Origin of the sequence: Streptomyces thermodiastaticus (genome assembly GCF_014656135.1) — a bacterium.
Classification (GTDB): Bacteria; Actinomycetota; Actinomycetes; order Streptomycetales; family Streptomycetaceae; genus Streptomyces; species Streptomyces thermodiastaticus.
Genome location: NZ_BNBV01000011.1, coordinates 132,371 through 141,496, shown reverse-complemented (window position 1 = coordinate 141,496; position 9,126 = coordinate 132,371). Strand labels below are relative to the sequence as shown.

9 protein-coding genes, 1 tRNA gene and 2 pseudogenes are annotated in these 9,126 nt (G+C 70.9%); 5 read left to right on the top strand and 7 right to left on the bottom strand.

Annotation, left to right across the window (positions count from 1 at the left end):
* The 3 genes and pseudogenes from IE286_RS27900 to IE286_RS13255 all read right to left on the bottom strand — a co-directional run.
* Positions 1-653: pseudogene (locus tag IE286_RS27900) on the bottom strand (hypothetical protein); the annotation flags it as partial.
* Positions 654-946: 293 nt separating this feature from the next.
* Complete coding sequence (locus IE286_RS27180) at positions 947-1,081, bottom strand: DUF397 domain-containing protein (protein ID WP_229862614.1); 135 nt, start codon at positions 1,079-1,081, stop codon at positions 947-949.
* Positions 1,041-1,958, bottom strand: a complete 918-nt coding sequence (locus IE286_RS13255; protein ID WP_189796902.1) for a helix-turn-helix domain-containing protein — start codon at positions 1,956-1,958, stop codon at positions 1,041-1,043. Before IE286_RS13255 ends, IE286_RS27180 begins: the two co-directional genes overlap by 41 nt.
* A 288-nt stretch (positions 1,959-2,246) precedes the next feature.
* Between IE286_RS13255 and IE286_RS13250 the strand changes: the two are divergent.
* Positions 2,247-2,693: pseudogene (locus IE286_RS13250) on the top strand (ATP-binding protein).
* 43 nt (positions 2,694-2,736) lie between these two features.
* Here IE286_RS13250 and IE286_RS13245 read toward each other — a convergent pair.
* The gene (locus IE286_RS13245) at positions 2,737-3,441 is read right to left on the bottom strand and encodes a nucleotidyltransferase domain-containing protein (protein WP_189796881.1); all 705 of its coding nucleotides are present in this window, start codon (positions 3,439-3,441) and stop codon (positions 2,737-2,739) included.
* 527 nt (positions 3,442-3,968) lie between these two features.
* Here IE286_RS13245 and IE286_RS13240 point away from each other — a divergent pair.
* The 3 genes from IE286_RS13240 (at position 3,969) to IE286_RS13230 (ending at position 6,088) form a co-directional block, all read left to right on the top strand.
* Positions 3,969-4,664 carry a restriction endonuclease gene (locus IE286_RS13240; RefSeq protein WP_189796880.1) on the top strand — a complete coding sequence of 232 codons (696 nt, stop codon included), beginning with the start codon at positions 3,969-3,971 and terminating at the stop codon, positions 4,662-4,664.
* Between the two features lie 224 nt (positions 4,665-4,888).
* Entirely contained in the window at positions 4,889-5,104 is a 216-nt protein-coding gene (locus IE286_RS13235; RefSeq protein ID WP_189796879.1) for a hypothetical protein, read from the top strand.
* Positions 5,105-5,839: 735 nt separating this feature from the next.
* Complete coding sequence (locus IE286_RS13230; protein WP_229862554.1) at positions 5,840-6,088, top strand: hypothetical protein; 249 nt, start codon at positions 5,840-5,842, stop codon at positions 6,086-6,088.
* A gap of 167 nt (positions 6,089-6,255) precedes the next feature.
* Here IE286_RS13230 and IE286_RS13225 read toward each other — a convergent pair.
* From IE286_RS13225 to IE286_RS13215, 3 genes are all read right to left on the bottom strand, one after another.
* Positions 6,256-6,329: transfer RNA gene (locus IE286_RS13225), tRNA-Pro, on the bottom strand.
* 33 nt (positions 6,330-6,362) lie between these two features.
* Positions 6,363-7,295, bottom strand: a complete 933-nt coding sequence (locus tag IE286_RS13220) for a Pr6Pr family membrane protein (RefSeq protein ID WP_189796878.1) — start codon at positions 7,293-7,295, stop codon at positions 6,363-6,365.
* A gap of 233 nt (positions 7,296-7,528) precedes the next feature.
* Entirely contained in the window at positions 7,529-8,455 is a 927-nt protein-coding gene (locus IE286_RS13215; RefSeq protein ID WP_189796877.1) for a metallophosphoesterase, read from the bottom strand.
* Positions 8,456-8,575: 120 nt separating this feature from the next.
* On the opposite strand from IE286_RS13215, the gene IE286_RS13210 reads away from it, so the two are divergent.
* Complete coding sequence (locus IE286_RS13210; RefSeq protein ID WP_189796876.1) at positions 8,576-9,040, top strand: GatB/YqeY domain-containing protein; 465 nt, start codon at positions 8,576-8,578, stop codon at positions 9,038-9,040.
* Positions 9,041-9,126 lie beyond the last annotated feature (86 nt).

The window sequence follows — 9,126 nt, the reverse complement described above, 5'->3', positions numbered from 1 at the left end:
AGCAGAAGCGGAAGCGGGAGCAGAAGCGGAAGCGGGAGCAGAAGCGGAAGCGGGAGCAGAAGCGGAAGCGGGAGCAGAAGCGGAAGCGGGAGCAGGGGCAGGGGCGGGCGCGGGGGCCGCTTCAGTGGTGGGCGTCGGGTGCTCGGCGGCGGGAGGCTTGCGGGGCCGGGAACGCTGCGGCAGCTGCGGAGGCCTCGTCGGCCTCGGCGCATGCGGTGGTTGCGGTGGCCTCGGCGGATGCGGTGGCTGCGGTGGCCCGCCCGGGTCCGTGGGCGGACGCGGCGGCCCGCTGGGGTCCGTGCCGCCGCCGGGGACGTCGTAGAAGTACGTCCGGGTGCGGACTGCCCGGTGGCTGTCCGTTCGCGACGCCGCTCCAGGAACCCGGCCGCTTCCAGGTCCCGCAGCGCCCGCGAGATGAGGATCTCGCCCTCACTGAAGTGGTCGCACAGTGCGGCGATGGTCACGGGGGTGCCGTCGGGCAGGGAGGCGATGTAGGCCGCGACGCCGACCGTGACCGCGCTGCCGCGTCGCCGGGCGAGGGCGTTGGAGAGCACGGTGAAGTCGGCCGTGAGCCGGGTGCGGACGTGGATCACACCGGAGGTCGGAAGTCCGGTGCCGGCGCGCAGGAGCGCGTTAGACTTCGGGTCAGCCATCGGGAAGGGCCTTCTTCCTGATCGGTCAGGCCCTCGATCGGGATGGCCGTCCCGGCCGGGGGCCGTCGTCTGTGTGCGGTTGTCGCGGCGAACGTAACGGCCCGCATCCCGCCCCTGCAAGCCGGTCACCCGGATGGATGACGAGGGCGTCCGGCGGGGTCTCCCGGCCGGGAGGGTGGGCGGGCGGGTAGTTCTACACCCCAGTCCTTCCAGGAGGTCAGTGGCTCACCGGGCCCTCGCGGACAAGGACCCGGTGAGTCCGGAAGACGGACGGCGACCGGCGCCCGGCCGCCTCAGGAACGGTGGTGCCCGGTCTTCAACCCACCGATGAAGGCTTCCCAGGCCGGGGCCTCGAAGCACAGCACCGGACCGTGCGGGACCTTGCTGTCACGGACGGGGACGACGGCCCCGTGGAATCCGTCGGCCACCTCCACGCAGTTGCCGCCCTCCTGATTGCTGTAGCTGCTCTTGCGCCACACGGCGCCGGTCAGATCGGGACGGGACTTTCGCTCCACGGTGGTTGTCCTCCCTCACGGAACGGATCATGTCGAGCGACATGAGCGGGGGCAGCGCTGCCGCCCTGAGCCGATCGTAGGTCAGTGCGAAGCTCCTGACCTCGTCCGGATCCTCGACGAGTTGGCCGTAGTGCGCGCCTTCGGTATAGGCGATCTCCGAGCCGTCCGGCATGGTGAGCACCGTGAGCGAGCCGCCCATCACATCGTGCTCGCCCTGGTCGAACGGCAGCACCTGCACGGTGATGTGCGGCTCCGACGCCGTCCTGAGCAGCCGCGCCAACTGCTCGCGCATCGCGGCCTGTCCGCCGACGGGACGCCTGAGCACCGCCTCGTCCAGCACCACCCACACCTCGGGACGGTCGGACCTGGCGAGGCGCTGCTGCCGCCCCATACGCAGGGCGACCCGCTCCTCCAACTGCTCCGCGCTGCCCAGCGTCCGGCCGACTCGCAGCACCGCCCGCGCGTAGTCCTCGGTCTGCAACAGACCCGGAACCACATGAGCCGCGTACTCGCGGATGGCCACGGCCCGCTCCGAGTACTCCATGAACTTCCGCGACCAGTCCGGAAACGCCTCCCGATACACGAACGGCCACAGCTCCACCAGCAGGTCGTCCGCACCCAGCGCCACATCCAGCGCACGCGCCAGCTCCAGCGTCGGTCTGGCTCCGGACGCCCGCTCGATCTGCGTGATCCGCGTGCTCACCACATGCACCATCTCGCCCAGCTCGACCTGGGTCAGCCCGGCCGCCATACGCAGCCTGCGCACCCGCGCACCGAAGAGGGCCGCCATCGAGGCACTGGGGTCGATGGGATCGATTCCGTTGGCCATAACGTCACGTCTGTTCCTTACGGCCTGAAAAGTAAGCCTCTGTCACCTGTCGAGCCTAGGGCGACAGGACGACTCTTGTGTACGGAACGTGACGATCCGCCTACGTCGCGGGATGTCTCAAGCTCGACAGACAGAAACGGACACGCCGTGCTGACAGGAGCGACCACCCCGAAAGACCAGCCACACCGCCGGACCACCACATCCCTCGAGACGGAGACGACAACCTCATCCACCGAAGCGGCACGCGAACTGGCTGCTGTCGTGGGACAGTTCGTGTCCTCGCCGCGAGGGGCGCGGCTCGCCCGGCGTTTCGCCGTCAGGCACCTGGAGGAGTGGGGCTGCCCGCCGGCGTCCGACGCGTCGTCCACGGTCGCGCTCGTCGTCGCCGAACTCGCCGCGAACGCAGTTCAACACGGCCGCGTCCCCGGCCGCGACTTCACCCTCCGCCTCACCCTCGACCCGGCAACCCGCCTGGTCCGCATCGAGATCGCGGACGCCGCCTCCACGAAGCGCCCACCCACGGCCCCGCCTTCGTCCTTCCCCGACGGCGAGTCCGGCCGGGGCTAGCTCCTCGTGGACGCGCTGGCCGTGCGCTGGGGATCGGAGCCCCGGGTGCCCGTGGGCAAGACGGTGTGGGCGGAGGTGTGCGTGGGCGCGGTGCCGGCTCATCGCGGTCGACACGACTGCGATGCGTGAAGACGCACAACGACGGCAAGAGGCACCGGCGTTGCGAGGTCCTTCAGTCAGTTCCGGCACGCTGGTACCCGACCCACAACCGTCCACCGGCCTGCCCGAGCACCTCCTCCACGACTGCCATGAGGGGCTCCACTCTCCCGCTCAGTACCTCGCTCAAGCCGTGCTGGAGGCGCGTGCTGAGCCCTGGCGCGGCCTTCTCGAGACAACGTGCCAGCCACTTCCCGGTGCCGTTCCACGACCCGGCAAGGGCCAGGGCCAGCTCACCGGTGCGTCGGACCAGTTCGGTCGCGATGCACAGGCGCTCGCCCGGATCGTCGCTTCCCGCGAGGTCGTCCAGGAGGTCGGTGAGCGCGTAGCGGCGGTCGTCGATCTCTTCCGCCGGGGCAGGGGGCGGTCCTGCGGCGGTCAGCCTCCGGGCCTGTGCGGCGATGCGCGTCCCGAGTCCGTCGGTGTCGAAGAGCAGCACTCCGTCGGCACACATCCACAGCAGCGGTGACCGGCGCTGACGCAGCTCCCGTTCGGCGTAGGCATGCCAAGTCGCCTCGGTGTGCACGAACATCTCCACCGGCCAGCCGGCGTACCGCAGGCTCGCACGGTACGGGGCCGGGGCTCCGTGGAGCAGGACCACGACGTCCAGATCCGACGTGGCCGTACGGCGCCCGGTCACGACACTGCCGCCCAGGAACGCGGCGCGTGCTTCGGGGTGCTGGTCGTCGACAACGGCACGTGCGGCCTCGATCGGGTCCATACGCCCACTATCGGCATCGCGCTCACGGCACGCATGCGGTTTTCCGAGGGTCGCGCACACCGGACGTCGACGACCGCTGCGGCGATGGGCCGGCGGCACGGCAGCCCGGGGCAGTGAGCGGCGGGGAATGGGCAAAGGGCAGTGGGCCTGCGGTCCCGGCGGATCCGCCGGCCCGATACCAGGTGCGCCCGTGACGTGCTCCTGGCGCCTCGACAGGCGTCCGCGCGGCTTGCCGTTGAACGGCTGATTCGCGTCGATCGAGTACCGAAAGCCCCAGGTGGTCGCTGCCCGGTCGCAGCGGGCAGCGGGTCACGGTGACCGAAACGCGTCACTCGCCGTGACTATGTCGCGACGCGTTGTCAGTGGTGCGTGCTCTCATACCAGCGCGGGGATCACCAACAGTCTGTAACAGGACGGAGTTCCTTCATGGAGGTACGGATGGTGGCGCGCGAGCGGGGCGCTGGGCCGGTACGAGCCCTCTCCTGGTCTGCCGAACGCAGCCTGTCGGTCGAACCGGGGACGGTCCGATGAGCGGCGGACGTCCGGCGCGGCGTCCCGCACCGCGCCGACCGGCCCGCCGCTCCAAGAAGCGGCACGACCCGGTGGTCCGGCTGGGCTTGGGGGTCCTGGTACTCGGTCTGGTCATCACCGTTGTGCGCTGGCTGCTCGTGCACTGGTGGGTCCTCCTCGTCGCTGCCGTGATCGCGGCCGTGGCCGGTGTCCTTGGGTGGCAACGGGCACGGCAGCGGGCCGAGTGGGAGCGCGTGCGTGCCCGCGCTCTGCGGATGCGGATCGCCGAGCTTGACGCTCTGGACCACCGTGCGTTCGAGTTCGCCGTACGGGACCTGATGGAACGGGACGGCTGCCGGGCGGAGCGGCTCGGCGGTGCCAACGACAACGCCTGCGACGTACGCGCCGTCGACCCCATGGGACGTGTCTGGGCCATCCAGTGCAAGCACCGACGGGACGGAGACCGCGGCTCCGCCGTGGGCGTCGGTGTCCTGCAGCAGGTCAACGGCACCGCACGTCAGATCCACGGGGCGGACGTCGCGGTCGTGCTCACCAACGGCCGGTTCACCTCCAAGGCCATCCCTTGGGGCGCGGAACACCGCATACACCTCGTGGACCGCCGTCTGCTGGGTGAATGGGCGGCCGGATCACGCCCTTTGTGGGATCTGCTGGACCGCATCCCTCCTCCGCGCCGTCCCTCCGCGCTGGCGTGACCTGTCAGGCGGAGCGGCCGATGCGCCGGACGCCCTGCTCGGGGCGCGCCCGCCTCTGCGGCCCGGGGCGCCACTGTGCGGGAGGCGAATCCTGCGCATCCTCCTCGACCCAGCCATGGGACAAGCGCTCCGCCGCCACTCGCTGGTGATCGACAGCCGGCGCGGTCGGCTTCGGGCAAGGCGAACGGGAGGACAGAGATGGTGGGGACGGGAGGGATGACCCGGTGGTTGTGAGCATCAACGTGGCGGTTCTGCTGGCTGTCGTCATCGTTGTGCGGCTCCTTCGACGTACGCACGCCCGGAGTCGGTTCGACGAGAAGCTGACGGTGGTCATCGTGCTGATCTTCGGCGTGCTGATCGCGCCTACGAGCTTCGGGCAGGGTGTGCTCAAGGCTGTGGGTCAGGTAGCCCACAGCCTGTCGCACACCGGTAGCCCCTGATCTTCAGCGGTGCGTCCACTCCGTCACTGTGCGAGGACGCTCCGAGGCGTACCGACGCATCGTCCGACCTCGGACATCCCCCGACTGGGGAGTGGTCGTCCGTCATGTCACTGCAATCCGAACGCGCCGGCACCTCCAGCCAGCGCCCGCCCGCGGCGCCCCGCTGTTCCCGCCCGGGCAGTGCGGTGGTGGTCGCGGGATCGGGTTGTCGCGTGGGGTGGGGGTCTGCGCACCTCGTGTCCGGGGGTGGGAGGGGGAGAGTTGAGGGGACGGACGGGGACGGACGGATACCGCCACGGCATCGATAGGGATAGGTTTTCGTGTTCGGGTCAGGCATGGACATCGGTTTCGGGCGGGAAGTCTCGAGGTCCCGTCCGCGGCTCGGCACCAGTGGTCTGGCCGTCAGCGGACCCGCCCGGCATCAGTGATCTGCCTGCCACTTTCCGCCTCACCTGGGCATGGTGATCAGCCCGCGCCCTCTGACTGCGCGGGTCGTGATAGCTAGCTCGGGGCTGTCCGAGGTGACGGGGTCGGTTCCCTCCTCGATGCGCGTGAGGAGTGCGAGCTGGCGGTCGTTCATGGGAGACCAAGGGTGCATGACGACGGTCGTACCGTCTGTGCTCGCTGTGCCACAACCCGCATGGGGCCGCTGTCTCGACGGTCGGCAGTGTCGCCGCCGGGTACGACAGCGAGGGGCTGGCTCATCCGCTGGTGTTCCTCCGCGGTGACCTGCCCGTGAGCTTGCGCGTAGATCTCCTGGGCTTCTCCCTCGCGCTGGCCGTCGGTGCCGACCACGTGGATCGGGAACCGGACGAGAACGGCCTGTTCTACGTCGGCACGGAGGCGGGACCGGTCTGCGGCCCTGGGGTCGCGCTTCTCGGCGCTCTGATGGTCCAGCGCTTGGGGCGTCGCCCGGGAGACTGCGACTTCAGGCTTCTCGACCCGCCGGAAGAGGCCGGCCGGGGACAGGAATTGGTCGCTTGAGCGCGGTGAGGTTGCGCTCGGAGGTGTCGGCCTCCTGAGACGTACCAGCCTCCTCGGGAGCCGGATCAGCGAAGTTGGCTCCCGAGGAGGCTCCCAAAACGGCTCCCGATACCACTCAGGGACCCGACCCGCTGAGCGGATCAGGCCCCTGATCTGGTACTACGGCGTCGGGGTGGCGGGATTTGAACCCACGACCTCTTCGTCCCGAACGAAGCGCGCTGCCAAGCTGCGCTACACCCCGGTGTCGCTGCCTGTCGCGGCGACGACGTTTACTTTAGCCCACCGGACGCCGGAGACGAAATCCGGTTCCGCCGCGACGGCGGAACAGGTCCGGGCGGACGTGATCGAGGCCCACCAGGAAAAGGGCCAGGGCGTAGCAGGCCAGGCCGATCAGGAGGGCGTTGCCCAGGACGTGCTTGTAGCTGTGCCGGGCGGCATCGAGGAAGGGGTAGAGGTAGCGGTCCGGTGCGGTCGGGGGCAGCAGGGCGCCGCGGGTGAGGCAGAAGGCCAGGTAGGCCAGGGGGTAGAGCATCCAGTCGGCCGTCTGGCGGGGGTGGAGGCGGGCGGGGGTGGTCAGCAGCAGCCAGTCCGCGAGGGCGGCGAGGGGGAGCAGGGTGTGGAGGAGGTGGCCGGCCGCGGACTGGAGCAGGGGGTGGGCGCCGGGGGTGCCCGTGATTGAGTACGGGGCTGAGGGCGGGGTCAGGAGCAGGTGGTGGATCAGGGCCGTGGTCGTGACGTAGAACACGACGGCGCCGGTGAGGGCGGCGGGGAGCGGGCGGTCGGCTGTCCATGCTCGGCGCGCGGAGAGCGTCAGCACCACCGCGAGGACGATCGCGGTCTGGATCTCGGCGTGGCTCAGGACATGGAGCGGGCGGCCGGTGAGCAGCTCGACGGCGACCGCGCCGGCCGCTGCCGCGGCGATCAGCGCGCGGTACGCCGCTGTCCACGGGCGGCGCACCGGCGGGAGCACGGCGGTCGCCGGGACGTGGGAGGGCAGCGGGAACGAGGTCGGCGGGACCGCCGGGAGGTCGGGGATCTCCCGGGGGAACGAGGGTGTCGCCGGCGGGGGTGATGGGGGAGGAGGTGCGGCAGGTGCCGGCGGAGGCGCGGCGGGCGCCTGCGGAGGTGTGGCCGGGGTCGGCGGAGGCGCGGTGGGGGTCGGCGAGGTCTCGGCTGCGGGGGGTATCGGCGAGGTCTCGGCGGTCATGCCCTCACGGTAGGAATGCGGGGCAGAACGGGCGATTCGGGTGGGCTGCCCGGGTGATCCGGGTGATGCGCTTCCCCGTGCGTGACCGGCTGTGGATCCCGATGACCCCTCGGAATGGCGCGGCCCCGGCCGGCTCCCGGGTCACGTTCCGGGGCCGGGCCGGGGCCCGCTCACGTACGGAGGTTCTCGCCGCCCGGCGGCCCGCCGCTCGTGGCCCGCCGCCCGGCGGGCCGCTACTCGCGTTCCACCAGGGTCAGCAGCGTCGCCTCCGGAGGGCAGGCGAAGCGGACCGGGGTGTAGCGGTTGGTGCCGCAGCCGGCCGAGACGTGCAGGTAGGAGGTGCGGCCCTCGGCGGTGTGGGTGGACAGGCCCTTGACCCGGTCGGTGTCCAGGTCGCAGTTGGTGACCAGAGCGCCGTAGAACGGGATGCACAGCTGGCCGCCGTGCGTGTGACCGGCCAGGATCAGGGGGTAGCCGTCGGCCGTGAAGGCGTCCAGGACGCGCAGGTAGGGGGCGTGCACCACGCCCATGGAGAAGTCGGCCGTGCCGGACGGGCCGCCGGCCACCTGGGTGTAGCGGTCCCGCTTGATGTGCGGGTCGTCCAGGCCGGTCAGCTCCACCGAGACGCCCTCGATCTTCAGGGTGCCGCGGGTGTTCGTCAGATTGAGCCAGCCCGCCGCGTCGAAGCCGTCCCGCAGGTCCTCCCACGGGTTGTGGACCGCGCCGACCGCGGGCGGGTTGCCGTTCAGTCCGTGCCGGCCGGTGGCCTTCTCCACGAGGTAGCGGGCGGGGTTGCGCAGCTTGGGGCCGTAGTAGTCGTTGGAGCCGAAGACGTACGCGCCCGGGAACTCCATCAGCGGGCCCAGCGCGTCCAGCACCTCCGGCACGCCCTCCGGGTCGGAGAGGTTGTCGCCCGTGTTGATCACGAAGTCGGGGCGCAGACCGGCCAGCGAGCGCAGCCAGCGCTGTTTCTTGCGCTGGCCGCTGACCATGTGGATGTCGGAGACCTGCAGGATGCGCAGCGGGCGCATCCCCGAGGGCAGGACCGGGACCGTCACCCTCCGCAGGCGGAAGAAGCGGGCCTCGAAACCCGCGGAGTAGAGAAGCCCGGCGGCCGCGACCGCCGTGATGCCCAGGGGAACTCCGTATCGCAGGCGCATGTGCTCAGCATCTCAGCAGCGCACCGGGAGAAGGAAATTGGGGCGGCGATGGTGAACCGGCGTCGCGGCGCCGCGGAAATGATCGCGCGGCGCGGGTGGCACACCTGACACAATCGAGCCATGGCCACGCTCAAGTCGAAGCTGCAGGACGACCTCAACGCCGCGATCAAGGAACGGGACGAGCTGCGCTCGGCCACGCTCCGGCTGACGCTCGCCGCGATCACCAAGGAGGAGGTCGCCGGCAAGGAGAAGCGGGAACTCACCGACGACGAGGTGCTGAAGGTGATCACCCGCGAGGCCAAGAAGCGCCGCGAGGCGGCGGAGGCCTTTGCGCAGGGCGGCCGTACGGAGTCCGCCGAGCGGGAGAAGGCCGAGGGCGAGGTGCTCGCCGCGTACCTGCCGCAGCCGCTCACCGACGACGAGCTGCATGCGATCGTCGTCCAGGCGATCGAGGAGGCCAGGGCGGCCGGCGCCGAGGGGCCGCGTGCCATGGGCGCCGTGATGAAGATCGTGAGCCCGAAGGTCGCGGGACGGGCCGAGGGCGGCCAGGTGGCCGCCGTGGTGAAGAAGCTGCTCGCCGGCTGAGGTCCGCGTCCGCGGCGGACGGATCCGGCAGACGGAAAGGGGCGCCCCCTGGGGGCGCCCCTTCGTCGTACCGAGGCCCGGGTGCC

What these genes read in the sequence shown, in the direction of transcription:
- IE286_RS13255 (WP_189796902.1), bottom strand. Translation starts at nt 1,958, where the DNA reads ATGGCGGCCCTCTTCGGTGCGCGGGTGCGCAGGCTGCGTATGGCGGCC.
- IE286_RS13220 (WP_189796878.1), bottom strand. Translation starts at nt 7,295, where the DNA reads ATGACCGCCGAGACCTCGCCGATACCCCCCGCAGCCGAGACCTCGCCG.
- IE286_RS13215 (WP_189796877.1), bottom strand. Translation starts at nt 8,455, where the DNA reads ATGCGCCTGCGATACGGAGTTCCCCTGGGCATCACGGCGGTCGCGGCC.
- IE286_RS13210 (WP_189796876.1), top strand. Translation starts at nt 8,576, where the DNA reads ATGGCCACGCTCAAGTCGAAGCTGCAGGACGACCTCAACGCCGCGATC.
- IE286_RS13240 (WP_189796880.1), top strand. Translation starts at nt 3,969, where the DNA reads ATGAGCGGCGGACGTCCGGCGCGGCGTCCCGCACCGCGCCGACCGGCC.
- IE286_RS13245 (WP_189796881.1), bottom strand. Translation starts at nt 3,441, where the DNA reads ATGGACCCGATCGAGGCCGCACGTGCCGTTGTCGACGACCAGCACCCC.